The sequence below is a fragment of the Sphingomonas sp. 28-62-11 genome, assembly GCF_002278865.1.
In the GTDB taxonomy this organism is placed as follows: Bacteria; Pseudomonadota; Alphaproteobacteria; order Sphingomonadales; family Sphingomonadaceae; genus Sphingomonas.
Window position 1 is genome coordinate 45,201 of the sequence record NZ_NCGB01000001.1, and the last position, 26,394, is coordinate 71,594.

Annotated in this window: 27 protein-coding genes; 16 read left to right on the forward strand and 11 right to left on the reverse strand. The window is 61.0% G+C overall.

The genetic code is table 11. From position 1 onward, the window contains the following. Nucleotides 1-39 precede the first annotated feature (39 nt). Genes B7Y49_RS00220 through B7Y49_RS00235 form a run of 4 tightly spaced genes read left to right on the forward strand, consistent with a single transcriptional unit; the run spans nucleotide 40 to nucleotide 4,857 of the window. The gene (locus B7Y49_RS00220) at nucleotides 40-492 is read left to right on the forward strand and encodes a GatB/YqeY domain-containing protein (protein WP_374125541.1); all 453 of its coding nucleotides are present in this window, start codon (nucleotides 40-42) and stop codon (nucleotides 490-492) included. Then, a complete protein-coding gene (gene dnaG, locus B7Y49_RS00225) occupies nucleotides 493-2,388 on the forward strand; it encodes a DNA primase (protein ID WP_374125542.1) in 1,896 nt (631 codons plus the stop codon). Further along, nucleotides 2,388-4,412 (forward strand): sigma-70 family RNA polymerase sigma factor, encoded by a 2,025-nt coding sequence (gene rpoD / locus B7Y49_RS00230; RefSeq protein WP_374125543.1) that lies wholly within the window; start codon nucleotides 2,388-2,390, stop codon nucleotides 4,410-4,412. The genes dnaG and rpoD overlap by 1 nt, the downstream gene beginning before the upstream one ends. 46 nt (nucleotides 4,413-4,458) lie before the next feature. Next, entirely contained in the window at nucleotides 4,459-4,857 is a 399-nt protein-coding gene (locus B7Y49_RS00235) for a RidA family protein (protein ID WP_374125544.1), read from the forward strand. Nucleotides 4,858-4,861: 4 nt separating this feature from the next. Here the strand turns inward: B7Y49_RS00235 and B7Y49_RS00240 are convergent, their stop codons facing one another. Next, nucleotides 4,862-5,767: a hypothetical protein gene (locus B7Y49_RS00240; RefSeq protein WP_374125545.1), complete on the reverse strand. Its 906-nt coding sequence runs from the start codon at nucleotides 5,765-5,767 to the stop codon at nucleotides 4,862-4,864. A gap of 185 nt (nucleotides 5,768-5,952) precedes the next feature. Between B7Y49_RS00240 and B7Y49_RS00245 the strand changes: the two genes are divergently transcribed. From B7Y49_RS00245 to B7Y49_RS00270, 6 genes are all read left to right on the forward strand, one after another. Further along, nucleotides 5,953-6,852 (forward strand): hypothetical protein, encoded by a 900-nt coding sequence (locus B7Y49_RS00245; protein WP_374125546.1) that lies wholly within the window; start codon nucleotides 5,953-5,955, stop codon nucleotides 6,850-6,852. Between the two features lie 156 nt (nucleotides 6,853-7,008). Next, nucleotides 7,009-7,674: a hypothetical protein gene (locus B7Y49_RS00250; RefSeq protein WP_374125547.1), complete on the forward strand. Its 666-nt coding sequence runs from the start codon at nucleotides 7,009-7,011 to the stop codon at nucleotides 7,672-7,674. Nucleotides 7,675-7,785: 111 nt separating this feature from the next. Next, nucleotides 7,786-8,640, forward strand: a complete 855-nt coding sequence (locus tag B7Y49_RS00255) for a MoxR family ATPase (RefSeq protein ID WP_374125548.1) — start codon at nucleotides 7,786-7,788, stop codon at nucleotides 8,638-8,640. Further along, complete coding sequence (locus B7Y49_RS00260) at nucleotides 8,637-9,500, forward strand: DUF817 domain-containing protein (protein ID WP_374125549.1); 864 nt, start codon at nucleotides 8,637-8,639, stop codon at nucleotides 9,498-9,500. Before B7Y49_RS00255 ends, B7Y49_RS00260 begins: the two co-directional genes overlap by 4 nt. Nucleotides 9,501-9,562: 62 nt before the next feature. After that, nucleotides 9,563-10,909 (forward strand): glycoside hydrolase family 1 protein, encoded by a 1,347-nt coding sequence (locus tag B7Y49_RS00265; protein WP_374125550.1) that lies wholly within the window; start codon nucleotides 9,563-9,565, stop codon nucleotides 10,907-10,909. A gap of 90 nt (nucleotides 10,910-10,999) precedes the next feature. Continuing rightward, nucleotides 11,000-11,539, forward strand: coding sequence for a CHAP domain-containing protein (locus B7Y49_RS00270; RefSeq protein WP_374125658.1), 540 nt, complete (start codon nucleotides 11,000-11,002; stop codon nucleotides 11,537-11,539). A 137-nt stretch (nucleotides 11,540-11,676) separates the two neighbouring features. Here the strand turns inward: B7Y49_RS00270 and B7Y49_RS00275 are convergent, their stop codons facing one another. Further along, nucleotides 11,677-13,155, reverse strand: coding sequence for a methyl-accepting chemotaxis protein (locus tag B7Y49_RS00275; RefSeq protein ID WP_374125551.1), 1,479 nt, complete (start codon nucleotides 13,153-13,155; stop codon nucleotides 11,677-11,679). A 131-nt stretch (nucleotides 13,156-13,286) separates the two neighbouring features. Here B7Y49_RS00275 and B7Y49_RS00280 point away from each other — a divergent pair, with 131 nt between their 5' ends. Together B7Y49_RS00280 and B7Y49_RS00285 are read left to right on the forward strand one after the other, a co-directional pair. Then, on the forward strand, nucleotides 13,287-14,465 hold the full coding sequence (locus B7Y49_RS00280) for a VWA domain-containing protein (RefSeq protein ID WP_374125552.1): 1,179 nt from the start codon (nucleotides 13,287-13,289) through the stop codon (nucleotides 14,463-14,465). A 355-nt stretch (nucleotides 14,466-14,820) separates the two neighbouring features. Next, complete coding sequence (locus B7Y49_RS00285) at nucleotides 14,821-15,258, forward strand: DUF2141 domain-containing protein (RefSeq protein WP_374125553.1); 438 nt, start codon at nucleotides 14,821-14,823, stop codon at nucleotides 15,256-15,258. A 9-nt stretch (nucleotides 15,259-15,267) separates the two neighbouring features. On the opposite strand, the gene B7Y49_RS00290 is transcribed toward B7Y49_RS00285, so the two are convergent. From B7Y49_RS00290 to B7Y49_RS00310, 5 genes are all read right to left on the reverse strand, one after another. Next, nucleotides 15,268-16,416 (reverse strand): aspartyl/asparaginyl beta-hydroxylase domain-containing protein, encoded by a 1,149-nt coding sequence (locus tag B7Y49_RS00290; protein ID WP_374125554.1) that lies wholly within the window; start codon nucleotides 16,414-16,416, stop codon nucleotides 15,268-15,270. Beyond that, a complete protein-coding gene (locus B7Y49_RS00295) occupies nucleotides 16,406-17,623 on the reverse strand; it encodes an exo-beta-N-acetylmuramidase NamZ domain-containing protein (RefSeq protein WP_374125555.1) in 1,218 nt (405 codons plus the stop codon). Before B7Y49_RS00295 ends, B7Y49_RS00290 begins: the two co-directional genes overlap by 11 nt. A gap of 100 nt (nucleotides 17,624-17,723) precedes the next feature. After that, complete coding sequence (locus B7Y49_RS00300) at nucleotides 17,724-18,263, reverse strand: DOMON-like domain-containing protein (RefSeq protein WP_374125556.1); 540 nt, start codon at nucleotides 18,261-18,263, stop codon at nucleotides 17,724-17,726. Nucleotides 18,264-18,306: 43 nt separating this feature from the next. Beyond that, on the reverse strand, nucleotides 18,307-18,603 hold the full coding sequence (locus B7Y49_RS00305; protein ID WP_374125659.1) for a GIY-YIG nuclease family protein: 297 nt from the start codon (nucleotides 18,601-18,603) through the stop codon (nucleotides 18,307-18,309). Nucleotides 18,604-18,681: 78 nt separating this feature from the next. Then, the gene (locus B7Y49_RS00310) at nucleotides 18,682-19,089 is read right to left on the reverse strand and encodes a DUF1761 domain-containing protein (protein ID WP_374125557.1); all 408 of its coding nucleotides are present in this window, start codon (nucleotides 19,087-19,089) and stop codon (nucleotides 18,682-18,684) included. A gap of 100 nt (nucleotides 19,090-19,189) precedes the next feature. Here B7Y49_RS00310 and rimO point away from each other — a divergent pair, with 100 nt between their 5' ends. Further along, nucleotides 19,190-20,521 (forward strand): 30S ribosomal protein S12 methylthiotransferase RimO, encoded by a 1,332-nt coding sequence (gene rimO, locus B7Y49_RS00315; RefSeq protein WP_374125558.1) that lies wholly within the window; start codon nucleotides 19,190-19,192, stop codon nucleotides 20,519-20,521. On the opposite strand, the gene B7Y49_RS00320 is transcribed toward rimO, so the two are convergent. From B7Y49_RS00320 to B7Y49_RS00330, 3 genes are read right to left on the reverse strand one after another with little or no spacing between them, the layout of a single operon-like run. Next, complete coding sequence (locus B7Y49_RS00320) at nucleotides 20,518-21,108, reverse strand: hypothetical protein (protein ID WP_374125559.1); 591 nt, start codon at nucleotides 21,106-21,108, stop codon at nucleotides 20,518-20,520. The genes rimO and B7Y49_RS00320 overlap by 4 nt on opposite strands. A gap of 40 nt (nucleotides 21,109-21,148) precedes the next feature. Beyond that, nucleotides 21,149-21,592, reverse strand: coding sequence for a MarR family winged helix-turn-helix transcriptional regulator (locus B7Y49_RS00325; RefSeq protein ID WP_374125560.1), 444 nt, complete (start codon nucleotides 21,590-21,592; stop codon nucleotides 21,149-21,151). A 31-nt stretch (nucleotides 21,593-21,623) separates the two neighbouring features. After that, nucleotides 21,624-22,415, reverse strand: a complete 792-nt coding sequence (locus tag B7Y49_RS00330) for a ceramidase domain-containing protein (RefSeq protein WP_374125561.1) — start codon at nucleotides 22,413-22,415, stop codon at nucleotides 21,624-21,626. Nucleotides 22,416-22,556: 141 nt separating this feature from the next. Here B7Y49_RS00330 and B7Y49_RS00335 point away from each other — a divergent pair, with 141 nt between their 5' ends. The 3 genes from B7Y49_RS00335 to B7Y49_RS00345 all read left to right on the forward strand — a co-directional run bounded on the left by B7Y49_RS00335 (nucleotide 22,557) and on the right by B7Y49_RS00345 (nucleotide 25,624). Next, nucleotides 22,557-23,963 (forward strand): serine hydrolase, encoded by a 1,407-nt coding sequence (locus B7Y49_RS00335; RefSeq protein WP_374125562.1) that lies wholly within the window; start codon nucleotides 22,557-22,559, stop codon nucleotides 23,961-23,963. Continuing rightward, nucleotides 23,960-25,348, forward strand: a complete 1,389-nt coding sequence (locus B7Y49_RS00340; protein WP_374125563.1) for a M17 family metallopeptidase — start codon at nucleotides 23,960-23,962, stop codon at nucleotides 25,346-25,348. Before B7Y49_RS00335 ends, B7Y49_RS00340 begins: the two co-directional genes overlap by 4 nt. Nucleotides 25,349-25,477: 129 nt before the next feature. Then, the gene (locus B7Y49_RS00345; protein WP_374125564.1) at nucleotides 25,478-25,624 is read left to right on the forward strand and encodes a lmo0937 family membrane protein; all 147 of its coding nucleotides are present in this window, start codon (nucleotides 25,478-25,480) and stop codon (nucleotides 25,622-25,624) included. Here B7Y49_RS00345 and tpiA read toward each other — a convergent pair. After that, nucleotides 25,621-26,358 (reverse strand): triose-phosphate isomerase, encoded by a 738-nt coding sequence (tpiA, locus tag B7Y49_RS00350; RefSeq protein WP_374125565.1) that lies wholly within the window; start codon nucleotides 26,356-26,358, stop codon nucleotides 25,621-25,623. The two genes, B7Y49_RS00345 and tpiA, sit on opposite strands and share 4 nt — an antisense overlap. Between the last annotated feature and the right edge of the window lie 36 nt (nucleotides 26,359-26,394).

Sequence of the window (26,394 nt, forward strand, 5' to 3'; positions counted from 1 at the left end):
CATCGCGCTAAGCTTAAGGATTACCGAAAAGGACCGAAAATGATTCGCGACGACATCAAGACCGCGCTCGTCACCGCCATGAAGGGCGGGGACAAGGCCGGCACCGCCACCATCCGCCTGATCCAGTCGTCGATCAAGAACCGCGATATCGAAGCCCGCACCGGCAAGTCGCCCGATGACGATGATGTGCTGGTGGTCGAAGTGCTGCAAAAAATGGTGAAGCAGCGCCGCGAATCGATTGAGATGTATGTGAAGGGCGGCCGCCAGGAACTCGCCGATGCCGAAGCCGCTGAAATCGCGGTGATCGAGGCGTTTTTGCCCAAGCAGATGAGCGAGGCGGAAACGACCGCGGCGATTCTGGTGATCAAGGCTGAATTGGGTGCCGAGGGCATGAAGGACATGGGCCGCGTGATGGCCGAACTGAAAGCGCGCCACGCGACCAGCCTCGACATGAGCAAGGCGAGCGGGCTGGTAAAGGCGGCGCTGGCGTAAGTGACCCTCACCCCGCAATTCCTCGACGAACTGCGCGCACGCACGCTCTTGTCCGCCCTCGTTGGCAAGAGCGTGAAGCTGCAAAAGGCGGGGCGCGAGTTTCGCGGGTGTTGCCCGTTTCATAACGAGAAGACGCCGAGCTTTTACGTCAACGACGACAAGGCGTTTTACCATTGCTTCGGTTGCTCGGCACATGGCGACGCGATCCGCTGGATGACCGATCAGCGCGGGTTACCTTTCATGGACGCGGTAAAGGAGCTCGCGCAGGCCGCGGGGATGGAGATGCCCGCGATGGACCCGCGCGCCGCCGAAAAGGCAGAGGCGGCCAAGGGGCTATACGAAGCGATGGATGCGGCCGCGCATTGGTTCACCGATCAACTGATGGGCATCGCGGGTGGTGAGGCGCGCGCGGTGCTGGAGAGGCGCGGTATCAAGGCGGAAACGGCCAAGGCGTTCGGGCTTGGCTTTTCCCCCGATTCCCGTGGCAAATTGAAGGCGCAGCTAAAGGACTTTGGCGATCCGCTGCTGGTTGAGGCGGGGCTGCTGATCCAGGTCGACGATAAAGAACCCTATGACCGGTTCCGTGGTCGCCTGATGATCCCGATCCGTGATCCGCGCGGGCGGGTTATTGCTTTTGGTGGCCGCGTGATCGGGGACGGCGAGCCGAAATATCTGAACTCGCCCGACACGCCCCTCTTCGACAAAGGGCGCACGCTCTACAATCTCGATCGCGCCGCCGCGGCGAGCCGCAAATCGGGCCGGGTGATCGTCGTCGAAGGCTATATGGACGTTATCGCGCTGGCCCAGGCCGGGTTTGGCGAGGCGGTCGCGCCGCTTGGTACGGCGCTGACCGAAGCCCAGCTCGAGCGGCTGTGGCGGCTGAGCGAGGTGCCGATCCTGTGCTTCGACGGCGACAATGCGGGGCAAAAGGCCAGCGTGCGCGCCGCGCACCGCGCCTTGCCGATGCTCGCGCCGGGCCGCAGCCTCGCCTTTGTTACGCTGCCGCCCGGACAGGACCCCGACGATCTGGTCCGCGCCAAAGGGCCGCAAGCGTTTGAGGCGCTGCTCGGCGAAACGCAGCCGCTGGTCGATCGGCTATGGGCGGACGAACTCGCCAGCGGCCCGCTCGGCACGCCCGAGGAACGCGCCGGATTGAAAAAACGCCTCGCCGATCTGGCGCAGACGATCGCCGATCCGTCGGTTCGGCAGGAATATCTCAGCGATTTCCGGCGACGCTTCGATGCACATTTCGCGCCCCCACCCCGCGTCTGGAACGCGGCGCGCCCGGCGGGTGGCGCGATGCGGGGCGGCGCGATGAAAGGTGGCAAATGGCGCCCTGCCCCGCCAGCGGGCGGTGATCACCCCCAGGCGCAGGGCGTGAAGGCAAGCGGGATCGACCCCATTCTCGCCAAGGCAGTGCTGGCCGGCCTGATCCGACACCCCGCCGAAATTGCCCGTCATGTCGAAATGCTCGGCGCGCTGCGATTCGCGGGCGGGGCACTTGGTCGGCTGTTCGAAGCCGTGATCGATGTCGCGCTTGAAGATCAGGCGCTTGATAGCGAGCGGTTACGCACCATATTGGCCAAATCCGGGTTTGATCAAATGGCGACAGATTTGCTCCGGGCAGACGCAACACCTTATACATTCACGCAGAAAAATGCGGCACCGGCACGCGTAAGCGCTGATCTGCATGAGGCAATTTCAATTCTGGTCGCGCGCCCGGAAGTCGATGGGGCGCTGGCCGACGCAACAGCAGCGCTCGCCATGCGTTTCTCCGACGAGGCCTTTGAACGGCAGGTCTCGCTGGTAAAGGAACGCCACGCATTGGAAGCGCGGCTTGCAAATCTGTGCCAAGCAAACGAAGACGCACGAACTCTTGATACTGAGGGCAATTGATGGCGAAGGCGACTATGGCGGACGTGACCGACACGACAGAATCTGGTGACGCGCCGCTGATCGACTTGAACGATGCATCGATCAAGAAGCTGATCGCGCGCGCCAAGAAGCGCGGCTACATCACCTATGATCAGCTCAACGAGGGCCTGCCGCAGGACATGACGTCCGATCAGATCGAGGACATTACCTCGGCGCTGAGCGAAATGGGCATCAACATCGTCGAGAATGAAGAAGCCGGCGAGGATAATGACGGCGAAGAGGCGGCCGAGGAGGAAGTCGAATCGGTCGACGCCGCTGAGGACAATGCGCCTGCGCTCGAAAAGAAAAAGGAAATCATCGATCGCACCGACGATCCGGTGCGGATGTACCTGCGCGAGATGGGCGCGGTCGAACTGCTGAGCCGCGAGGGCGAAATCGCCATCGCCAAGCGGATCGAGGCCGGTCGCGACACGATGATCCTGGGGCTGTGCGAAAGCCCGATCACCTTCAACGCGATCATCGACTGGTCGACCGCGCTCAACGAAGGCACGATGCAGCTGCGCGAGATTATCGATCTCGACGCGATGCTGTCCAAGGACCCCGCGCCTGAATCGCTCACCGAGGACGGCGAAGAAGGCGATGGCGAGATTTCCGAGAAGAATGCCGGTCCTTCGTTCAAGGAAGAGGCCGAGCCCGAGGAAGCGCCCGCCGACGAGGAAGAGGATTCGATGACCGAGCGGCGCACGCCGCGTCCGTCGGATGACGAGGAAGAGGACAACACCCTCTCGCTCGCCCAGATGGAAGAGCAGCTAAAGCCGCAGGCGCTGGAAAAATTCGCCAACATCACGGCGCTCTACAAGAAGTTCTCGAAGATGCAGGCCGGTCGCCTCGATGCGATGGCGGCGGGTGGCGAACTGACCAATGCAGACGAGCGGAAATACCAGAAGCTTCGCGAGGAGCTGACCGCCGAAGTCGAGAGCGTCCAGTTCCACAATGCCAAGATCGAATATCTGGTCGATCAGCTTTACGCCTTCAACCGTCGCCTCACCGCGCTTGGCGGGCAAATGCTGCGCCTCGCCGAGCGTCACAAGGTGCCGCGCAAGGACTTCCTCGATCGCTATATCGGCAATGAGCTCGATGAGGGTTTCCTTGGCAGCGTGGCCAAGCTCGACAAGAAATGGGCCGCTTTCGTTACGAACGAAGGTGACGCGGTCGACCGCGTCCGCATCGAAATCAGCGAAATCAGCCAGGCAACGGGGATGTCGCTCGGCGAGTTCCGCCGCATCGTCAACATGGTGCAGAAGGGCGAGCGCGAGGCGCGAATCGCCAAGAAGGAAATGGTCGAGGCGAACCTGCGCCTCGTGATTTCTATCGCCAAGAAATACACCAATCGCGGGCTGCAGTTTCTGGATCTGATCCAGGAGGGTAATATCGGCCTGATGAAGGCGGTCGATAAGTTCGAATATCGCCGCGGCTACAAGTTCAGCACCTATGCGACCTGGTGGATCCGCCAGGCGATCACGCGGTCGATCGCTGATCAGGCGCGAACGATCCGGATTCCGGTGCACATGATCGAGACGATCAACAAGCTGGTGCGCACCAGCCGCCAGTTCCTGCACGAGCAGGGCCGCGAACCGACGCCGGAGGAAATGGCTGAGCGGCTTTCCATGCCGCTCGAAAAGGTCCGCAAGGTGATGAAAATCGCCAAGGAGCCGATCTCGCTCGAAACGCCGATCGGCGACGAGGAGGATTCGCATCTGGGTGATTTCATCGAGGACAAGAATGCGGTGATCCCGGTCGACGCCGCGATCCAGGCGAACCTCAAGGAAACCGTCACGCGCGTGCTCGCCAGCCTTACCCCGCGCGAGGAACGCGTGCTTCGGATGCGCTTCGGCATCGGCATGAACACCGATCACACGCTCGAGGAAGTCGGCCAGCAGTTCTCGGTGACCCGCGAGCGGATTCGGCAAATCGAAGCGAAGGCGCTGCGGAAGCTGAAGCACCCGAGCCGCAGCCGCAAGATGCGGTCGTTCCTGGATCAGTAAAACGTCGCCATCGGAATTGTAGCATCAGCTTTTTGGGGTTGAAAAGATGACGGTTGCCTTTCTCAACCCCCCGGCGCTCGCACAACCGGGCAGCTATTCGTATGTCGCGATGGTTCCGGCAGGGCGGCAAGTGCATCTGTCGGGCCAGGTTGCCCTTGATGCCGATGGCGCCCTTGTCGGGCGCGGCGATCTGGCGGCACAGGCTACCCAGGTTTTTGCCAATGTCGCGCTTGCAATGGCGGCGGCAGAACTGCCGATCACGGCTGTTTTCAAATTGACGCTCTACGTCGTCGATCTGACACCGGAGCGCGCCAACATCGTCAGAGCGGCACGCGCCGCCTGCTTTGGCGCGGGCCCTTACCCGGCTGCGACGATGGTCGGTGTATCCGCGCTCGTCGATCCGGCCTTTCTGATCGAAGTCGAGGCGATTGCGTTCGCTGATTGATCAATCAGGCGGGGCGGCACCATAATTCGATGCGCGTCGCCGCCTTGTCGAAGGTCAAGCGCGAACAACCGGCCAGCGTTGCGCGAGGAATCGTTAGGGTGAATGCTGGGCGTTGGCCCTTTTTCTGGGCTGACACGACGATCTCCGACGGATCCTCCGTATTGTCAGGTATCGGCTCGCCGCGCCCCGCCGCGTCAATTCGGTCGCGTACCCGGACGGCGATCTGCTTGATCGACAAGGGGCCAATCACCAGTGGGCGCTGAAGCGTCATCAGTCGCACGGGGCGCTTCACCCCAAGCAGGATTTCGACATCCCATGTCGCGCCGCTCAGCGTGCCCCCATAAGCGCGGGCGATTGCGGCCCCTGCCGCCGCCGATGCAATCGGATGAGCGGTGGGGTCATCGAGATCGAACCCGACGGCCATGCCGAAGCTTTCCTCCTTATAGCCCGTAACGCTCGATGAATTGATTCCGCCAAACAACGGAAAATCATGACGCTGGCTGCTGGCATCGGTCGCGCCGAACTGAAGCGTGATGCGCGATTGCGGGAGCGCCCATGGACCAATCGTCCCGTCGCCCGGCATCGCCGGCGCGTCGAAAAACCAGAATGCGCGGCCCTTATGGGCGACGCCAGCAATGGTGAAATCGAGTGGGCGGTTTTTGCCCTTGAAGGCACGCTTGCCGGCAATGTTGAGATTGGCGTTACCCATCAGCGGCGCCGGCTTGAAGCCCGATTGCATGATAAAATCGGCGTTCAGGAGCAGTCGATCGGGCCCGCCCGAGACGATCCGCAGCCGTGCTGGCGCGCGCTCTATCGTCGCCGCGATCATCTCGCCCGGTTGCACAATCAGCTCGGTGACCGGCGTCTGGTCAGGCACGGGCGCGTTGGCGCCAAGTGCCAAAGCGGCCATCATATTTACCGCACGTCGCACACTGTTCTCCATTCCATCTTCTGAGGTGATGTTACCGCGATGTGCCGGTCATCGCCAACGCCAGTTGAGCGTCATCCCAACCAGAACAACAGATTGTACGACAGCAACATCCAAAACGGAGCGATCCCGTTGCGTTTGAAGGCGTTGGCCGTGGATATGATCGCATGATTTCACCGGCCCTGCCCCCGCCGCTCAATGGCACCAATGTCGTCACTGCATCCGATCTGGTTCGCCATTTCGGGCATTGGCAAGAACGCGCGAGCCGGGAGCCGGTATACGTCCTGCACCGTGGGCGTCCGCGTTTTGTGCTGACATCGATGGAGACCATGCAGGCATTATGCGCGCCGCACCAATCGGCTCCGGTGGAAAGCGCTACTCCCGGTATCGCCTTCGAACCGCTGCTCGATCTTACCCGCGAAATCATTCTCCTGGTCGATCATGATCTGGCCTTGATCGCCACCAGTCGGGCGGCGCGCGGCTATTTCGGTGAGGGCGCCCGTACCGGTGTACCGCTCGCCAATGCCGTGCGCAGCGCTAGCTCGGCATTGCTCGTTGATGCTGTCAGACGCGTCATGGCCTCCGGGATTGGCGAGAAGATCGACATTGCCGCGCCCTATGCGGGGCGATCGGTCGTCATTGCTATCGATGCGATTGAATCGGGCGCGTTTCTGCAAGTCCGCGACATCACACTGGTGGAGGAGCTTGCCGCCTTGCGCGCCGAACAGGCAGCGGTCTTCGGAGCGCTGATGGTGACCGGCAAGGCAGCAATCGGCCGAATCAATCTTCGCGGCTATCTTGAGCCACCCCTGGGCGGGATCGCCACATTGGTCGGTCTCGAGTCAGCCACTCTACTTGGCAGTCGCTTCATCGCCCTGATCGATTCCGCGACGCGACCGACGGTCGGCCAAGCTCTCGAAAACGCCATCGAAACGCGCCAGCCGGTCCGGTGCGATGCTGCTCTGCTGATCAGCGGCGCGCCGTCTAACCCGATCAGCATCGCCTTCAATCCCATTCGACGCGGTTCAGTGATCGAGGGGGTCAGCGTGGCCGTGATCGTCCTGTGAACCGCTGCACCAAGCGTTGAAACACACTTAAGCCGCTGTAAACCGCGTCTTTACGCGCTTGGTATAAGAGTTTCCCCGATAGCCGGACGTGCCGGCACAACCGGCATCATTCTTGGGGATCAAGACAAAGCAATGGCATCCGATCCGGCACCCCCTGTGAAACTTGCAACGCGGCTGGCGACGCCACTCGGCACGGGGCAAAGCATCGTTGCCGCGCTGATCGATGCCGATGGCAGCCATAAACACCCGTTCAGCCACCGCCTTGTTTCCCCGCAAGTGCCCGTCCGTGATCTGGCCGATGCCATCCATGCACTGTGCACGCTCCACGGTCGCCAGCCCGGGATTCTAGACCATGCTTTGGAGAGTAATCGTCAGCAGGGACTGCAAGGCTGGCTTGACGTGTCGCTCGAGGGTTTTGCGGTCGAGCGCGCGTTGCTTGCCAAACTCGCATCGGCGGCAGGGCCGCTGCCATCAACGCCTGGTCAGGCCGAGTCGGAAAGCGCGGTAGCAGGCCAGCGCCATGCACTCGACATGCTCGCGCAATCGGATCGTACCGGCTGCGCCATCGGTGCCGCGGTAGCACTTGTGATCGATTGGGCAGCGATGCGGCGGGTGCTTGATGCTGCCGCGCAGCGTTTTGGCATTGCAACGCCCAGCTATGAACTACCGCTACCGCAAGAAACCGACACAATTGTTGCCGCTGCTGCCGAAACACCTTCGATCGAGCGCGCAATGGCCTTTGGCGTCCAGCAAGTGCTGGCGCAGCACCGGGGGCTTTGGGATCTCTTAGAAGCCCGAGCCAGCGCACGCGACCGCCACTGAACTGATCCTGACACCATAGCCGCCCGTCCTGCTTGCGTGTGCGGGTGAAAAACCTCTATCTCCAGACCCGATATTCGAATCCGAAGAACTGGGTGAAATGGGGATGATGGCATGAAGCGTTTCGAAGGCACCCAGAGCTATGTCGCGACCAACGACCTGAAGGTCGCTGTCAACGCGGCCGTTACGCTGCGCCGCCCGCTGCTGGTGAAGGGTGAACCTGGCACCGGCAAGACCGTACTCGCCTATGAAATCGCCAAGGCCATCGATGCCGAGCTGATCGAATGGAACATCAAATCGACCACCAAGGCGCAGCAGGGGCTGTATGAATATGACGCCGTTGCGCGTCTGCGCGACGGCCAGCTGGGGGACGAACGCGTCCACGACATTTCCAATTACATCCGCCGCGGCAAATTGTGGGAAGCGTTCACACGCGAAAAGCCACCCGTCCTGCTGATCGACGAAATCGACAAGGCCGATATCGAATTCCCCAACGATCTGCTGCAAGAGCTCGATCGGATGGAATTCCATGTCTACGAAACCAAGGAAACCGTTCGCGCTGCTGAACGGCCGATCGTCGTGATCACCAGCAACAATGAAAAGGAACTGCCGGACGCGTTCCTGCGCCGGTGCTTCTTCCACTACATCAAATTCCCCGATCGTGAGACGATGCAGGCGATCATCGACGTCCATTTCCCGGGCATCCAGAAGATCCTGGTCAGCAAGGCGATGGACATTTTCTACGACGTTCGCGAAGTGCCGGGCCTGAAGAAAAAGCCAAGTACCAGCGAGCTGCTCGACTGGCTGAAGCTGCTGCTGCACGAGGATATGCCACTCGACGTGCTGCAGAACCGCGATCCGACCAAGGCGATCCCGCCGCTGCACGGCGCGCTGCTGAAGAACGAGCAGGATGTGATGCTGTTCGAGCGGCTCGCTTTCATGGCGAAGCGCCAACAGAATAAGGGGTGAGCGAAAGCCCGAGCGGCGCAACCCGCTTTGCTCGCATCCGTGCCCGCCTCGAAGCGGCGCAGCCAACCCATGGCTGGCAGGCCGGTTCCTATGAATTCTGCCTGTTCGGATTCAAGCAGGGCTGGGCGTGCTTGTTCGGCGGGCTGATGCTCGCATTGTTGCTGGGCACATACCTTTTTTACCCGGCCAATGCGCCACTTGCGCGCTATGATTTCCTGACGATCGCGGCGCTATCCATTCAGCTGGGGATGCTCGCCCTTCGCCTCGAGTCGCTGGACGAAGCACGGGTCATCCTTGCCTTTCACCTGATCGGCACAGTGATGGAGCTGTTCAAGACTCAGGTTGGATCGTGGAGCTACCCCGAACCGGGCCTGCTGAAAATCGGCGCGGTGCCATTGTTCTCGGGCTTCATGTACGCAGCGGTCGGCAGCTATATCGCCCGCGTCTGGCGGATATTCGCCTTCCGGTACGATCATTATCCGCCGCGCTGGACGACCTGGGTGCTAGCGTCGGCCATCTACGTCAATTTCTTTGCCCACCATTGGCTACCGGATATTCGACTCGCGCTGTTTGCGATGACGGGGCTGTTGTTCTGGCGGACGCAGGTGTGGTTCACACCATTTCGAACCGCGCGATCAATGCCGCTGCTGCTCGGCTGGTTTCTGGTCGCGATGTTCATTTGGTTCGCCGAGAATATCGCCACCTTCTCCAATGCCTGGCTTTATCCAACACAGCGCGACGGCTGGACGCTGGTGTCCCCCGCGAAGCTGGGGGCGTGGTATCTGCTGATGATCATTTCATTCGTGCTGGTCGCGGCACTGCATGAACCGAAACCACGCTTTCATGGCCGCGATCGTTAGGATAGCCTGTCGCCAAATCAGGCCGCCAAAATTGCGGACCTAGCAACGACGGGAGAGCGACGATGACCAAGCCGGTAGCCGAGCAAACCGATCTATCACGCCGAACGCTGGTTACTGCCGGGCTGGGCCTTGCAGCGGCATCATCAATCGCGGCTGCGCCTGGGCGTGCAACTGCAGCGCGCAAAACCTTACCGAATGGATTTTGGTGGGGAACCGCGACGGCCGCACACCAGATCGAAGGCAACAACACGAATTCGGACTTCTGGCTCGCGGAGAATGTAAAGCCGACCTTGTTTCAGGAACCGTCGCTGGATGCCTGTGACAGCTATCATCGTTATGGCGAGGACATTGCACTGGCCGCCAAGCTCGGGTTCAACGCGCACCGTTTCGGCATCGAATGGGCACGGATCGAACCCGAACCCGGCAAGTTCAGCGCCGCCGCGCTCGACCATTATCAGCGGGTGATGGAAGCCTGCCATGCCAAGGGCCTGGCCCCTGTCATTACCTTCAGCCACTGGACGGTGCCGCGCTGGTTCGCGGCGATGGGCGGGTTCGAGCATCCTGACAGCCCCGCCCTGTTCGCCCGCTTCGCCGAGCGGGCGACGGCGAAGCTGGGGCCATTGATGGCGGCGGCATCAACCTTCAACGAAGCCAATATCGCGCGCCTCATTCAGGCGCGGCCCGAATCCAAGCTGATCGGGCCTGCCGTGCGCGCCATGCTGGCGGCATGCGCCAAGGCCAGTGGATCGGATCGCTTCGCCTCGGTTCTCTTCGCCGATCTGGCAAAAAGCGAGGCCAATCAGGTCGCGGCGCATGAACAGGCTTTCCAGGCGATCAAGGCCGGGCCGGGGAATTTTCCGGTTGGCGTGACGATTAGTATGCAGGATGTGCAAGGCGTGGGTGAAGGGCACCGGGCAACCGAGATCGAGGATCAGATCTACGGGCCCTGGATCGCGCAAGCGGCGAAGGCCGATTTTGTCGGTGTGCAAACCTATACCCGGATCCGCGTCGACGCGAACGGCATTATGCCAACGCCCAAAGGCGCTGAACTGACCGCTGCTGGCTATGAATTCTACCCAGAGGCACTCGGCGCAACCATCCGCTATGCCGCGCGCAAGACCGGTCGTCCGATTTACGTTACCGAGAACGGGATCGGCACAGACGATGATACGCGGCGCATCGCCTATATCGATCGCGCAGTTGCAAGCATGCGGGCGTGCATCGACGATGGCATTGATGTGCGCGGCTACCTTCACTGGTCGCTGCTCGACAATTACGAATGGGTGTTTGGGTATAAGCAACGCTTCGGGCTCGTGGCGGTGGACCTGAAGACGTTCAAAAGGACGCCCAAACCGAGCGCGCTACATCTCGGCGCGATGGCCCGGTCCAGTCGGCGGCTCGGCAAGTAGGCGAGGCCTGCCCGTCTATCGGGTGAGTAAACGCCGCATAAACCACGGGGTAGCACGCTTTCTCCACAGGCTGCGGTGCATGCCGTGCCGATGCTTGCGCTATTCCGCCCCCTCGCTGCCCTCGCCGCCGCAGCGTTGCTCGCCAGTGTCCCGGCACAGGCGTCGCTGCTCGATTATGTCGGCGAGTGCGTGCCCTTTGCGCGTGCTGCATCGGGCATCCAAATCTATGGCGATGCTTGGACGTGGTGGGAAAAGGCCGCAGGCAAATATCGCCGCGGCTATGTGCCCCTTGAGGGCGCGGTAATCGTCTTTGCCCGATCGGCGCGGCTGCCACTGGGACATGTCGCCGTGATCAGCAGAGTGATCGACGACCGCGTGGTGATGGTAACCCACGCCAACTGGTCGCGGATCGACGGTGTGCGCGGTCGTGTCGAGCAGGACGTAACACTAACCGATGTTTCCGATGCAGGCGATTGGAGCGCAGTGCGCGTTTGGTATCGGGGCACATCGGGGCTTGGATCGACGAGCTACCCGGTCGACGGGTTCATCTATGGCGGGCGCGAAGCCCCCGAGTTGACGAACCGCAGCCCCGATTATGTCGGCGCATTGATTGACGTGTACGCCCGCTAAAGCTGGATGCCTTTAGTCGATTGAACCTCACCCTCCGTTCGGGCTGAGCGAAGTCGAAGTCCAGGCGCCGCGCTTGCCCTTCGACTTCGCTCAGGGCGAACGGCGTGGGAGTTGATTCAAAGTAAAGTCAACGCACTCTAAGCGGCGTTCCGTGCCTCAATAGTCTCGAATTTCGCCAAAGCGGCATCGATATCTGCCGGCGAGAGCATTTCGGCCGTGGCTGACATCGCATCGACATAAGCGAATTCGTAATTGCCCCAGCGTCTGCCGTTGAAGCGCAACGGTACAAAGACGCTTTTGAGCGGCAGGAATTCGCCCTCGCCGAGCGTCATCCGATAGCAGTTGAGCATGAAGGGTGATTCGTTGGCCACTGCGCGGCGCGTACAATCATCCATCATGATTCTACGATTGCGGCACCAGGTGTTGTTCCAGGAAATATCGGCCCGCTGCGGCTGGGACCGAAGCTTCAAATGCGTCGGCAGATAGCCGTTGATATCGCTGATGACTGACCCGATTGCCTGCTGCCCTTCATATTTCATTCGATCAAGGATTGGCCGGATATGCCGATCGGCAAAGGCGTTGAAGCGCGTGGTGAACTGCGGCGGATTGGTACCGGCCACGGGCTGATAGTGAAAATCGAATAGCGCTGATTCAGTCAAGTCGCCGCGTTGCAGCGCGCCTTCCACCAATGCGGTGATCTCGGCGGCCACCTGTTGGGCGGTGACGATATTATCAGTATCATCGATGCGAATACCGCTGCCGGCCAGCTGATCGAGCATGCTATTGGCCACAACCTCAAGCTTTTCGAGCCGGGCGTGAACGTCGTTCAACGCGGCCCCGGTCGACCGGGTCGCCGCTGCCGAAACCTTCATTTCTTCCTGCACCGCAGCGATACTGTGTTCCATCTGCCCGGCACTTTCGCCGATCCCATGGGTCTGGTGATCGACCAGGGATACGATCGAGCCGATATCAACGACGGTGCGCTCGATCGCTTCGAATTTGGCGGTGGCGATGCGACTTTGCTCGACGCCGCAGGCGATTTCATTGCCAAAGGCCGTTGCCTGATCCGCCAGCGCGGCAACAGTGCCATTGATCCGCTGAGTCGCATCGCGCGTGTGCTGCGCGAGCTTTTTCACTTCGGTGGCGACAATCGCAAAGGCACTCCCCGCCTCGCCCGCCCGCGCCGCTTCGATCGCGGCGTTCAGCGCGAGCATATTGGTCTGTTGAGCAATACCGCCGATCAGGTGCGAAACATCCTGCACATCGGCAAGTGCCTCGACAATCCGTTCCATCCGATCGTTTAGCCGCAGCACCAGATCGGTCAAATCGGTAAAGCCCGACACTGAATCGATGATCGCCGTTCGCCCATCGGTGAGTTTTGCTTTCACTTCCTGCGACAATTGCCGGGCGTGATCGATCGATGCGGCGACGTTCGCCTGATCGCGAGCCAGGGCCGCCGTCACCGCATCGAGCCGGGACAGTTCGGCAATGCGGGCGTTTTTGCGCCGAGCGATCGTGGCGACATGGCCGCCTACATCGGCACATTCGATAACAAGCGCGCCGCAACTGCGCGCAACAGCACGCACAATGTCTTTCACATTGACGGCTTCATCCATCGTGCCCGTAGCTCCTCAAACGTGCCCGATATTATGTCCAAAGTCCTAAGGCTCGATTAACTTTGAACAGGGCGCACGGTTCGCTAGGGTAAGCAGGAACGGCAGTTCAGCCGCGATGGACCAAGACGACAATGTTTCTCAATTTTCTCGATGAACTCCGCGCCGCCGGGATTCCGGCCAGTATGAAGGAGCATCTGACTCTGCTCGAGGCGCTCGACCGCGATGTGATCGACCGGACGCCCGAGGATTTCTATTATCTGTCGCGTGCCGTGTACGTGAAAGATGAAGGACTGCTCGACAAGTTCGACCAGGTCTTCGCCAAGGTTTTCCGTGGCATTGCCACATCGTTTGGCCAGACAACGGCGGAAATCCCTGCCGATTGGCTAAAGGCGGTTGCCGAGAAATACCTGAGCGCTGAGGAGATGGAGGCGATCAAGGCGCTCGGCTCCTGGGACGAGATTATGGAGACGCTGAAGAAGCGGCTCGAGGAGCAGCAGGGTCGCCACCAGGGCGGCAATAAATGGGTCGGCACCGGCGGCACCAGCCCTTACGGCAATTCGGGTTATAACCCCGAAGGCGTGCGGATCGGCGGCGAGAGCAAGCACAAGCGCGCATTGAAGGTCTGGGATCAGCGCGAGTTCCGCAATCTCGACAACACCAAGGAACTCGGTACCCGCAACATCAAGGTGGCGCTGCGGCGGCTGCGCAAGTTCGCGCGTGAAGGAGCCGCCGACGAGCTCGATATCGATGCGACGATCGATGGCACCGCGCGGCAGGGTTGGCTCGACGTGGTTATGCGCTCCGAACGCCGCAATGCGGTGAAGCTGCTGTTGTTCCTCGACGTTGGCGGTTCAATGGACCCGTGGGTGAAGCTCTGCGAGGAACTGTTCTCTGCCGCCACCACCGAGTTCAAGAATCTTGAATTCTTCTACTTCCACAATTGCCCTTATGAGGGTGTGTGGAAGGACAATCGCCGACGTTTTTCCGAACGCACGCCGATGTGGGATGTGCTCCACAAATTCGGGCATGATTACAAGCTGGTGTTCGTCGGCGATGCTTCGATGAGCCCGTATGAAATCACCCATCCCGGCGGTTCGGTGGAGCATTTCAACGAGGAATCCGGTGCGATCTGGCTGCACCGCATGACGACCACCTACCCCGCCGCAGTGTGGCTGAACCCGGTGCCTGAGGAGCAATGGGGTTATTCGCAGAGCGTACGGATCATCAAGGAATTGCTGACCGACCGCATGTACCCGCTAACCCTGTCAGGGTTGGACGACGCGATGCGGGAACTGACGCGGAAACGGTGATCAGATTGACGGAGATCAAAGCAACGATTGAAACCCAGCGGTAAAAATTCCCCGACTTTCATCGAGGGAGTGCAAAAATGCCTGATCTTGTCACCTATGGGTACGCTTACCTGGTCATCGTCGCGATGGTATCGTTCATGTTTAGCCTGGGGCTGGTGAGCGTCTTGGATCGGGATCCAACACCACCCGGTTCGTGACCTTGCCGGTCGGGGCAAAGCGAGCAGCCAACCATCCTGAGCGGTGTATCTTTAGCGCTGCTGATGATGCCAGCCGCGCTCCGTGCGCGCATCAACACGATTGACGCAGATCGCTTTACTGTAGTATCCAACCAACACACTGGGTTGGAGAGAACGCGATGCGTGTTGTTATGGCCTTTGGCGTTCTGGCTTCGCTGCTATCAGCGTCTCCCGCGTTTGCAGGCGATTTGACGGTCAAGGTTACCGGCGTAAAGGCAAAGGGTGGCAACCTGCTCGTCGCCGTTTATGACAAGGCAACGCTGTTTCGCGCAAATCCACCGTTCGCCGGCGAAGCGAAAGTTTCTGCAGCGGGAGACGTAACCGTCACGATCAAGGATGTGGCCGCGGGCGACTATGTCGTGTCGGTGCTCCATGACGCCAATGATGACAAGAAAATGACGATGACCGATGGGCGCTTTGGTGAAGGCACCGCGCTCACCAATGCCGAGCAATTGCGTGGCCCGCCGAGCTTCGAAGTCAACAAGATTGCTATTCCAGCTTCGGGCACGGCGGTAACGATCGCAATGAGCTATCCAGAGGATCGGTCCGGCTGGTAACGGCCTCCGCTAGACGCCGTAACGATCAATCCCTTCAAACATCGTCACCACCGCCTGGCGCTCGTCGAGCGTCAGTTCGGGCCGCCAGATATCGAAAATCACAACGACGCGGTCATCCGGGCCTTCGTTCCAGGCTTCATGCTCGACCGTGTCGTCGAAGATCATCGTCTTGCCGACCTCCCATTCGCGCACCTCATTGCCGACGCGAAAGGCGCAACCCTCGGGCACGATCAGCGGCAGGTGGCAGATCAGCCGCGTATTAATCTGCCCGGTATGCGCCGGGATCCTGGCACCCGCACGCAGCAGCGAGAACATGATCGTTGGGGCGCGGGTGGTAATATGGCACAATGGCGCCTTGATCAGTGTCTCATAAGTGCGCGGTGCCCGCGCGACGTTGACGTTCACCGGCCCGCCATTCTCGAACAGATGCATCGTGCTCCATTCGGGGTTATCGTTCAGGCCATGAAATTCCGTACGCGGGCGGTCGGCACTGGTGGTGAGGTAAGGGCGAAACCCTTCTTCGGTTGCAAGCAGCTCGCTCAGTTCCTCGCGCATGGCGTCGGTTGCTGCTTCCACCTCGGCAATCCAGTCAAACTGCTCCCGCTCGTAAAACTGGATCTGCGGCAAGCCCGGAAAGTAAAAGATGGTCGGCTGCTGAAGATAGATTTGTTTATCGCCGAACATGATGTCGAGCGCCGTGCGGAACCGCTGCCCCCCAATTGCGGGACCACGACCAATCCAATCCTCCAGATAGGTGCGATACTCGGCGGACGCAGCCTTGGAGAGAGCTTCGGCCCGCTCCACTTCGCGCGCCAGATCGGCGGGCAGTTGCTTGCCCTGTGCAAGGCCGATTGCGCGCTCGTAAAAGCTTGTCGCCCCCCTAGGGTCTTTACCGGCAGCGCAGCAATCGCCCTTCAGGATCAATGCGCGAATATTGGCGGGGTCGATCTTTAGCGCAGAATCTACCGCGTGCTCTTCCGCTGCCACATCGTTGGTGCCTTTGCAGGCCAGGGCAAGCAGCAGCCAGATCTGGATGTTGCCCCGGCCCGTTGCGGTTACCTGTTCGAGTGACTGCCGCGCCTGCGCTGCATCGCCGCGTTGTAACGACGCCGCTGCGCTGCGGACCAGCGATTCGATCTGGGCGATATCAAGCGCCACCGAGCGTCTCGGGATAGATCAGGAAAGGCGCGCGTAGGCTGGCCCAAGCCAATTCATCGGGCAGCGTGAGGGCATCGAGATCGGTTGCACTCGCACCCGCATCATCCACCCATTCGCGCAGGCCCGGCCCGCCATTGATGACATCAATCGCGAGCTTGCCGAATTCATACTCGTAAGGAAAATCGCGCCAAAGGTCGTAACCCGGGTAAAGCGCGCGGATTGCCTTGAAGCCCAGCGCCTGTACCCGCCATGGCTGGAAGGCGGCGTGATCGTACCCTGGCCCTTCGGCATGGATATGGACACCGTTGCAGAGCTGGCCGACATGTTTGTGAAAGGTCGGCTGAAACCAGATATCGCGCAGAATGCAGCCCCTCAACCATTCGGGCGCAAGCGCTTGCATCTTCGCGATCACCGCCTTGGCGTCGATATCAGGCGCGCCGAACAGCTCGAGCGGCCGCGTCGTGCCGCGTCCTTCTGACAGCGTCGTCCCTTCCAGCATCACCGTGCCGGGATAGCCACGCGCCATGTTGACGTTGGGCGCATTGGGGCTGGGGTTGATCCACACCCGATCGGTCGGCCAGCCGAAGCCCGGCGCGGCGTCAGGCGCCCAGCCCTCCATCTCGATCACCCGGTAATCGACGTCGAGCTTGTAGTGCGCGATGAACCAGTGGCCGAGCTCCCCAAGCGTCATCCCGTGCCGCATCGGCATCGGCCCCGCGCCCACAAAGCTTTCCCAGCCGGGGAGCAACGTCAACCCCTCGACCGGGCGGCCGATGGGGTTTGGGCGATCGAGCACCCAGACCGACTTGCCATGTTCGGCGGCGGCTTCGAGCACGTAAAGTAGCGTCGTCACAAAGGTGTAGATGCGCGTGCCGAGGTCCTGCATGTCGACCAGCATCACGTCGAAGGTGCTCATTGACTGGCCGGTCGGGCGGCGGACCTCGCCATACAGGCTGAACACGGGGATATTGTAAGTCGGATCGGTGAAGTCAGGCGACTCCATCATGTTATCCTGCAGATCGCCCCGCACCCCGTGCTGCGGCCCGAACATCGCCGAGACATTGAGGCCGCACTCCACAAGCGCATCCAAGCTATGGGTCAAGTTTTCAGTGACCGAAGCAGGATGCGCGAGCAGGGCAACACGCTCGCCCTCCAGCGGTTTACGAAGGGCGGGGTCGGCGAGGAGGCGATCGATACCGAATTTCATGGTGCTGTTTTACACTCCCCTGCTCCCCCGGCGAAGGCCGGGGCCCAATTGCGACCGGCCCGCTGCTGGACCCCGGCCTTCGCCGGGGAAGCGGGATGGGTCAAGAGGGGTCGGCTTTCGGCAATTCGACCGCAAAAGCATCGGCGTGGTGGAAATCCGGAGCCCCGGACGCATGCGCAAGTGCCCAGTATGATTTCGTGCCATTGGTCTCTTCGATGACGGCGGACAGCGCCAAATGGGAAGCGCCGTCCTTCCAATGTTCGGTGAGATCAATTTCCGTGCCCAGCTTGAACAATCCGTTTCGCGAGGCATGAACTACCGGATCGGGAAGCCAAGTCGCTGCACGCATCCCGTTACGATACCAGTCGAAAAAATAAGAAGCCCATGCGCCAGATGGCGAGAAGTTGTATTCGGTATAGCCAGCTTGAGGATGCCCTATAAAGGCTTCGAAACACGTATGCTTCCAAAGCTCGTCAGTCCGGAGAGGGCTTGCGGGGGCCGGCCAACGCAGCAAATCCAACCTTCCGGCAACCGAATACTGAAGCAATAACGAGCCCGCCGACTGCTGAGTTGATACCGTAACGCTAGGCACCACACGGCTCGGAAAATCCGGATGAGGCACTAGCTCATAAACCCCCATCACAGCTTCCCCGGCGAAGGCCGGGGCCCAGTAGCGACCCCGTTCATGGCAGCGCGATCCGATCGTACAGATCGTTCCAGTCCGGGTTGAGCCCCTCGATCTCGCGCAGCTTCCAAGCCCGTTTCCATTCCTTCATCCGGTATTCACGCTGGCGGGCGCTCATCAGGTCTTCGTGCGCTTCGTACCAAACCAGCATTTTGCACCCGTAGCGTTTGGTGAAGCCTTCGACCATGCCGTTGCGGTGTTCCCAAACGCGCCGTGCCAGATTGTCGGTCGAACCGAGATATAGCGTACCGTTGCGTTGGCTGGCCATGATGTAGACATAGGCTTGCTCATTGATCATCAGCGTTTTCGCTACTGGACCCCGGCCTTCGCCGGGGAAGCCGAAAGGATCTTTGAGGGGTCAACCGCCCACCACTCACATCCCGATCAACGCGAACTCCACGCCCATCACCGTGTAAATCGCCAGCCAATATCCGCCATCGATCAGAAACAGCTTCAGCGACTGCCGTGAGAACAGGTAATTCACCCCGATCGCCGGGATGATGAAGCCAAGCGCCACGCCCGATGCGATCATCACCTTCGTCGCAAAATCGAGGCCGGGATAGGTTGCGAGCGTGTGATCGAGGATGAACGCTGCGATCAGGTTCAGCACGAAAGTAAGTCCAAAGATCAGCGGCATATTGCCATTCTTCATGGTCTCGTCCGACAACCCTCGCTCCGCCTGCCATGCCTTGCCGAACAGCGGCCCATACCAAATGCCCCCGATCAGGAAACCGCTGACGGCGGCCACCAAGATCGCGATCCAGTGAATTGGCGTTCCCATGTTATTCTCCCCCTTGCCTCGATGAAAGCTAGCCGCACGAAACGGCGACGGGAAGCGCCCTGTTCAAAACGCGCGCAAACCCCTATGTGCGCCGCTTCGCATGGCAACAATTCTCCCCTCCCCGCCGAAAATTGGCATGGTCTCGCTCGGCTGTCCCAAGAATCTGGTCGATAGCGAGCGGATCCTCACCAAGCTGCGCAGCGACGGCTATGCGATGTCGGCCGATTATGCAGGTGCCGACGTCGTCCTGGTCAACACCTGCGGCTTTCTCGATTCCGCCAAGGAGGAATCACTGGAAGCGATCGGTGAAGCGATCGCCGAGAATGGCCGAGTGATCGTCACCGGTTGCATGGGCAAAGAAGCGGCGATGATCCGCGCGAAATTCCCTAACGTGCTCGCCGTCACGGGGGCGCATCAATATGAGGAAGTCGTCGGCGCGGTTCATGAGGCAGCGCCGATGCCGCCCAGCGCTTTCCTGAACCTAGTGCCAGACAGCGGGCTGAAACTCACCCCGCGCCATTACAGCTATCTGAAGATTTCCGAAGGCTGCAACCACCGCTGCGCCTTTTGCATCATCCCGTCGCTCCGGGGAGATCTCGTCAGCCGCCGCCCCGATGCGATCCTGCGCGAGGCAGAAAAGCTGGTTGAAGCGGGCACGCGCGAACTGCTGGTCATCAGCCAGGATACATCGGCCTATGGGCTTGATATCCGCCATCAGCCGCGCGAATGGTATGGCCGCGAGGTGCGTGCCCACATGACCGATCTGGCGCGTGAGCTTGGGTCGCTAGGGGCGTGGGTGCGGCTCCATTATGTCTACCCCTATCCGCATGTCGACCAGGTAATCCCGCTGATGGCCGAGGGGCTGGTGACGCCTTATCTCGACATCCCTTTCCAGCATGCCAGCCCCAATGTGCTGCGCGCCATGAAGCGCCCGGCGAACGACGCCAAGGTGCTCGAGCGTATTCGCAACTGGCGTGCGATTTGCCCCGATATTGCGATCCGGTCGACCTTCGTTGTCGGCTTCCCCGGCGAAACCGAAGCGGACTTCGCCTATTTGATGGAATGGCTCGAGGAAGCGCAACTCGACCGGGTCGGTGCATTCCGCTTCGAACCCGTGGAAGGAGCCAGCGCCAACGCCCTGCCCGATCCGGTGCCGGAAGCAGTCAAGGAAGAACGCTATGCTCGGCTGATGGAACTCACCGCCCGCATTTCAGCCGAGAAGCTGCAGGCCAAAGTCGGCCGCACGCTCGACGTGATCATCGATGCGGTCGATGACGAGACCGGCGGCGCTACTGGCCGGTCGAAGGCCGATGCGCCGGAAATCGACGGTGAGGTTCATCTGCGCGATGCTGGACATTTGGCGCAAGGCGATATCGTGCCCGTCGCCATTGAAGATGCCGACGAGCACGATTTGTACGGGGTGCCGGTTTAAGCCGTCTTGCCCCGCCGCAGCAGGTCGAACGCGATCAGATGCGCGGTGAAGGTAACACTCACGCCGAACATCGGGATCAGCGCGAAGGGCAGCAAGCGGACATTCGCCATCGACGGCGGATCGGTGAATGAGAAGAAGATGCCCGTCGCCATCGCCACGATCAGGTCGATCGCGCCGAACAAGTGCACTGCCCAGTACCGCCAGCGGACGAAGGGCAGCGCCAGTGCGATCAGCGCGAATATGCCCGCAAGCAAGTCACCCGTCCCGCCATCGAGCACAAGGGTTGGCGGCAGCGCACCATTGGCGCCGAACACGAAAAACAGCCCCGCCGCACCAATCCGCCAGGCGTGGAACAAGGTGAGCCGCCTCAATCCGACCTCCTCGAACCAGCGGCGGAGGCCAGAGCTGGTCGAATAGGCAATCATCGGCAGCGTAATGCCGGTCGCCGTAATCAACGGCACCCCGATGTTCGGCATCGCCGTCAGCCAACCGGCAATGGCCGCCGCCGAGATCGCCGCCGCCCATATCAGCAGCACCACAAGGATGATTTGCCCTGCCCGTTGGGGTCGTTCGTAGGTAGTCGCCATAGTCATTCTCCTGTAGTTACACGTTTCAGCTTACAAAAAGTTAGATCGAAGCCAGCTGATCAAGCGCCGGGCGGATATCGGCCCAACCATGCGGGGCCAGACGATCGATCGTATCGGCTTGCGCGGCCCGCCAGAGTGGCATTGCCAGCGCGAGCTTGGCGCGCCCCTGCGCGGTCAACGTCAGGCCGCGTACCCGCTTATCCCCATCGCCCGGTGCCGATCGGATCAAGCCGTCCGCTTCGAGTGGCAACAGATTGCGCGTCAGGGTGGTCCTTTCGAGCCCAAGCCCGTCGGCCAGCGCACCGATGCTCGCAGATCCCTCCTGATTGAGCCCCGCCAGGATGGCGAACTGCCCCGATGTCAGTTCAATCGGCCGGAGTGCCGCATCATAGCGTCGCGCCAAGGCTCGCGCCGCACGCTGGGTGTTCAAACAAACGCAATCGGTGCCGATTTGCTGGGGCGTTAGAAGGGTTTGGTCATCCATGCACCCAATTTAGGTGCATATACACGTTGATTCAAGCCCCGCCGCGACGCTCACTGCGATAATAGCTGAAGGTCAGGAAAATCGATGTCGCGCCAAGCAAATGCCATACTGCGTGGCCCTGCAACAGGCTCGTGGGCGCGCAGACGATGCCGTTCTGATCGAGGTTCCAGATCGTGAACGCCACTGCCTTGGCAACAATCCCCGCGATGTAAAAACCGATGATCACTCCTGCGCGACGCGGCCGCGCGAACGCCATTTCTACGATGATCGCCGATACCAGCAGCACCAGAAACAGCCAGCGCCGGACCTCGGGCTCGACGATCAGTGCCGTGACCAGCGCGGCGCATAGCGCCACATAGAGCATGATCGCTCGACTATCGGGGATTCGTAGCCATTTCGAAAGCCCGCTCACCAGCATGAACGACCCGACCAGATACATGCCGAGCACATCGAAAAACTGGCCCCACAGCGTCAGCGTTGCATGGAGCAGCACCGATCCCAACCCCACCGAAATCGCAGTAATGCCGAAGACCGTCGCGGCGCTGCGCGGCATCGCGGACGACCATTGCCGCGCGTTCGCCAGAACGATCATCAAGAAACCGGCAAACACATAGCCATAGGATGACCAACTGTTCGCGGGCTGGACGATCAGCGAACCGACGCGCGGCATTTCGCAGAAACAGCGCGTGGTGGTGCAGGTGGCGGGTGCATATTGCGCATAATTCGGCCCGAGCACCGACAGAATTGTAACAATGCCGAGCGCGGCGCCGGCCGCCAGAATAAGCGCGGTCGTCATCTGGCGCACGCTGATCGGCTGCATCATTCATTCCCCTCGTTTCTCGCCCCGATGACGGGATCACCCAACCAGCGTAGCGCTATCGGCCAGATCGACAAGCGTCCCTCTGGCGCGCGGCCGCGTGATCTGTAAGGTCGCGCCGTCAACGTTTCATGGAAGTGTCATCCCATGCGTCTTCGTTTTGCCATTCCAGCGCTTGCCCTGCTCGCTGCCGCCCTACCCGCATCGCTGAACGCCCAGCCGATTACGCCTGCCGAAGTCGCGAAGATCGACGCCATCGTCGCGCAGAGCCTATCGCGCACCGGCGTTCCTTCCGCCTCGATCGCGATTGTTCGCGGCGGCGAGATCGTGTTCTCCAAAGCCTATGGCAAGCAATCCGAAACGATCCGCACGGCGCGTATCGATGCGCCCTATCAGATCGCATCGGTCTCAAAGCAATTTACCGCCGCGGCGCTGTTGCTGCTGGAGGATCAGGGGAAACTTAGCCTTGATGACAAGGTCAGCCAGTATTTGGCGGGCATCAGCGATGGCGACAAGATCACGCTGCGACAGCTGCTGAACCATACATCGGGGCTGCAAGATTATTGGCCGCAGGATTACAGCTTTGCCGCAATGGCAACGCCAACGACCCCGCAAGGCATCGTCGATCGCTGGGCGAAAAAGCCACTCGATTATGTGCCCGGCACACAGTGGCAATATTCGAACACTGGCTATGTCGTGGCCGGCATGATCATCGAGAAGGTGGCGGGCATGCCGATGCTCGATTTTCTCCAGAAACACGTTTTCAAACCGCTGGGGATGAAGGTGATCAGCCAGGATGTGGCGATCGGCCCCAATTACCCGCAGGGCTATCAGCGATTCGCGCTGGGGCCGGTGCGTGTCGAGAAACCAGCCGCCGCCGGCTGGCTGTTCGCGGCCGGTGAATTGTCGATGTCGGCCACTGATCTTGCGAAGTGGAATATCGCCCGCATGAACCGGTCTCTGCTGCCCGCCGATGATTGGGCCGCGCAAGAAACGCCGACCAAACTCGCCGATGGCAGTGCCACCAATTATGGATTGGGCGTCACCGTCGGTACCGCCAACGGCCACCGTTTCGTCGAACATAGCGGTGAAGCGGTGGGGTTCCTTTCGGAAAACATCGTTTTTCCGGACGACAAGGTCGCCATCACGGTGCTGGTCAACAGCGATTTCAGCAACGCTTTCACAGCCATCGCTGGACAAGTCACTGACCTGATCCTGCCGCCTGCCCCGGTCGATACCACCGAAGCGACCAAAACGGCGTCGGCACGAAAGCTGTTTGATATGCTGCGCACCGGCACCCTGGATCGCAAGCTGATGACCGAGAATGCCAATTACTATTTTACCGATATCGCGCTGGGCGATTACCGCCAGTCGCTGACCGCGCTTGGCGAACCCAAGTCGTTCGAGGCGGTTCGCAAGCCGCGTGCGCGTGGCGGCTTTATCAATCGCAATTATCGGGTGGTGTTTGACGGGCAGACGCTCAACATCATCACCTACAGCGAGCCCGGCGAGAATGGCCGGTTCGAACAGTTTCTGGTGATGCCCACGCAATGACGGACTTTTCTGCGCTCCTTCAGCCCGATCGCGGCCAGCCTGCTCGGTTCATCGAAGTTGTCCACCCCGATCAATTCGAAAACTGGCTTACCAAACAGCCGCCGCGCATCCGCAGCGTGGTGGGCGCACACAAGATTACCGGCAAACCGGGCAATCGTGCATTGCTGCCCGGCGACGGCCCGGAGGATTGGCACGCGCTGCTAATCTGTAACGAGGCGGAAAACTCGCCCTGGCGGATCGCTTCGCAGGGTGACGTGCTGCCCGAGGGCACCTATCGACTGAAGGACGGGTCGGTCGGCGCGGCGGGGCTCGGATGGATGCTCGCGCAGCACCGGTTCGATCGTTACCGCAAACCCGAGCCAGAGGCGCCCCGCGTGCTGTTGACCGGTGATCCTGCACGGATCGAGGAAACCGTGCGGTTGGCTGAGGCAACCGCGAAGGTGCGCGATCTCGTCAATACCGGTGCGTCCGATATGGGGCCCGCCGAACTCGAAGCCGAAGCGATAGCACTCGCCGCGATGCACGGCGCAACGATCACCGTCACGCGCGGGGATGCCCTCGCGCAAGGCTTTCCGATGATCCACATCGTCGGCCAGGCCGCAACGCGACAGCGCGCGCCCCGGCTGATCGAGCTCGAATGGGGTGATCCTGCGCATCCCCGGCTGGCGGTGATCGGCAAGGGCGTATGCTTCGATTCGGGCGGGCTTGATATCAAACCGTCGGCGGGCATGCGTCTGATGAAAAAGGACATGGGCGGGGCTGCGCACGCATTGGCGCTGGCCGGGCTGATCATGGGGAGCCGACTGAAGGTGCGGCTGCATTTGCTGATCCCGGCGGTCGAGAACGCGATCGCGGGCAATGCGTTTCGCCCCGGCGATGTCCTGCCGACGCGCGCTGGTTTGACGGTCGAAAACACCAACACCGATGCCGAGGGGCGCCTGATCATGGGCGATGCGCTGACCAAGGCGGGGGAGGCAAAGCCCGATCTGATCCTCGATTTTGCGACGCTGACGGGCGCGGCGCGGGTGGCGCTCGGCCCTGATTTGCCCGCCACCTTCGCCAATGATGACGCCATCGGCGACGCGATGCTGGCGGCCGGTCGAGAGGTGCTCGACCCGCTCTGGCGGCTGCCCCTGTGGGACGGGTATGACGAGATGCTGAAATCGGACATCGCCGACATGGTCAACGCGCCAGAAGGCGGGTTTGCCGGCTCGATCACCGCCGCGCTGTTCCTGCGCCGCTTTGTGCCGAAGGATACACCCTGGGTGCATCTGGACACGTTCGCGTGGCGGCCCGTGGCCAAGCCGGGTCGGCCGAAGGGCGGCGAAGCGCTTGGCCTGCGGGCGAGCTGGGCAATGCTGAAGGCGCGATATTCGGGGGGCTAATCGACCGGTTTGGCCGGAAGACGACCAAGCGTCATTGGCCTTTGCGCCGAAGGAACGCTTTGGCAACGTGGCGGGTTAAGCCTCCATCGCCCGCTCGGCATTCGCCCGGCCGATTGAAGGAGCACCGACATGCTGTGGACCCTGGTACTGATCCTGTTCGTTTTGTGGGCGCTCGGCGTCGGATTTCACATTGCCGGTGGTTTGATCCATTTGTTACTGGTGATTGCGGCGATCGTGATCGTGTTTCGTCTGATCACGGGTCGGCGCGCCGTTTAGAGCGCAGCGGCAGCGATAATCGGGACGAAATTCGCTGCGGTCAGGCTGGCGCCGCCAACCAGGGCACCATCGACATCAGCGGTTGCCAGCAAGCCCGGCGCATTATCGGCAGTGACGGACCCGCCATATAACAGGCGAAATTGAGCCGCTCTCGGTCCCGTTAGCTCGGCCAGCTTAGCGCGGATCGCCGCGTGCATTGCCGCGACATCGGCGACACTGGCGACCTTGCCCGTACCAATCGCCCAAATCGGTTCATAAGCAATGGCAAGTTTGGCAGGATCGGCATCGCCGGGCAGCGACAGTTCGAGCTGGGAAGCGACAACGGACTCGGCATGGCCTGCTTCACGCTCAGCCAGCGTTTCGCCGACGCAGAGGATGACGTGCAGGCCCGCCGCCAAGCCGGCCATCGCTTTGGCCTGCACATCGGCATCGGTTTCGCCCTGCATCGCGCGGCGTTCACTATGGCCGACGATCGTCAACCGCGCGCCCGCCTCGCACAGCATGGCGGCCGACAGTGATCCGGTGAAGGCGCCCGATGGCCTGGCGTGCACATCCTGCGCCCCGATGATTAGACCGCCCGCGTGCGCCGCTGCAGGTGCGATCAGCGTGGCGGGCAGCGCGAGACCGACATCAACCTTCGGATAGTCCTGTCCAGCCTGTGCAATCGCATCGATTTCAGCCAGAGATGCTAGGCTGCCATTCATTTTCCAGTTCCCGACAATCAGCTTGCGCATTTCGTGCTATTTTCCCCAACGGACCGATGGTGCGAG

Coding starts and splice junctions, on each gene's coding strand:
- B7Y49_RS00220 (WP_374125541.1), top strand. CDS start 40: ATGATTCGCGACGACATCAAGACCGCGCTCGTCACCGCCATGAAGGGC.
- rpoD (WP_374125543.1), top strand. CDS start 2,388: ATGGCGAAGGCGACTATGGCGGACGTGACCGACACGACAGAATCTGGT.
- B7Y49_RS00235 (WP_374125544.1), top strand. CDS start 4,459: ATGACGGTTGCCTTTCTCAACCCCCCGGCGCTCGCACAACCGGGCAGC.
- B7Y49_RS00240 (WP_374125545.1), bottom strand. CDS start 5,767: ATGGCCGCTTTGGCACTTGGCGCCAACGCGCCCGTGCCTGACCAGACG.
- B7Y49_RS00245 (WP_374125546.1), top strand. CDS start 5,953: ATGATTTCACCGGCCCTGCCCCCGCCGCTCAATGGCACCAATGTCGTC.
- B7Y49_RS00255 (WP_374125548.1), top strand. CDS start 7,786: ATGAAGCGTTTCGAAGGCACCCAGAGCTATGTCGCGACCAACGACCTG.
- B7Y49_RS00265 (WP_374125550.1), top strand. CDS start 9,563: ATGACCAAGCCGGTAGCCGAGCAAACCGATCTATCACGCCGAACGCTG.
- B7Y49_RS00270 (WP_374125658.1), top strand. CDS start 11,000: ATGCTTGCGCTATTCCGCCCCCTCGCTGCCCTCGCCGCCGCAGCGTTG.
- B7Y49_RS00275 (WP_374125551.1), bottom strand. CDS start 13,155: ATGGATGAAGCCGTCAATGTGAAAGACATTGTGCGTGCTGTTGCGCGC.
- B7Y49_RS00280 (WP_374125552.1), top strand. CDS start 13,287: ATGTTTCTCAATTTTCTCGATGAACTCCGCGCCGCCGGGATTCCGGCC.
- B7Y49_RS00285 (WP_374125553.1), top strand. CDS start 14,821: ATGCGTGTTGTTATGGCCTTTGGCGTTCTGGCTTCGCTGCTATCAGCG.
- B7Y49_RS00295 (WP_374125555.1), bottom strand. CDS start 17,623: ATGAAATTCGGTATCGATCGCCTCCTCGCCGACCCCGCCCTTCGTAAA.
- B7Y49_RS00300 (WP_374125556.1), bottom strand. CDS start 18,263: ATGGGGGTTTATGAGCTAGTGCCTCATCCGGATTTTCCGAGCCGTGTG.
- B7Y49_RS00310 (WP_374125557.1), bottom strand. CDS start 19,089: ATGGGAACGCCAATTCACTGGATCGCGATCTTGGTGGCCGCCGTCAGC.
- rimO (WP_374125558.1), top strand. CDS start 19,190: ATGGCAACAATTCTCCCCTCCCCGCCGAAAATTGGCATGGTCTCGCTC.
- B7Y49_RS00320 (WP_374125559.1), bottom strand. CDS start 21,108: ATGGCGACTACCTACGAACGACCCCAACGGGCAGGGCAAATCATCCTT.
- B7Y49_RS00325 (WP_374125560.1), bottom strand. CDS start 21,592: ATGGATGACCAAACCCTTCTAACGCCCCAGCAAATCGGCACCGATTGC.
- B7Y49_RS00330 (WP_374125561.1), bottom strand. CDS start 22,415: ATGATGCAGCCGATCAGCGTGCGCCAGATGACGACCGCGCTTATTCTG.
- B7Y49_RS00335 (WP_374125562.1), top strand. CDS start 22,557: ATGCGTCTTCGTTTTGCCATTCCAGCGCTTGCCCTGCTCGCTGCCGCC.
- B7Y49_RS00340 (WP_374125563.1), top strand. CDS start 23,960: ATGACGGACTTTTCTGCGCTCCTTCAGCCCGATCGCGGCCAGCCTGCT.
- B7Y49_RS00345 (WP_374125564.1), top strand. CDS start 25,478: ATGCTGTGGACCCTGGTACTGATCCTGTTCGTTTTGTGGGCGCTCGGC.
- tpiA (WP_374125565.1), bottom strand. CDS start 26,358: ATGCGCAAGCTGATTGTCGGGAACTGGAAAATGAATGGCAGCCTAGCA.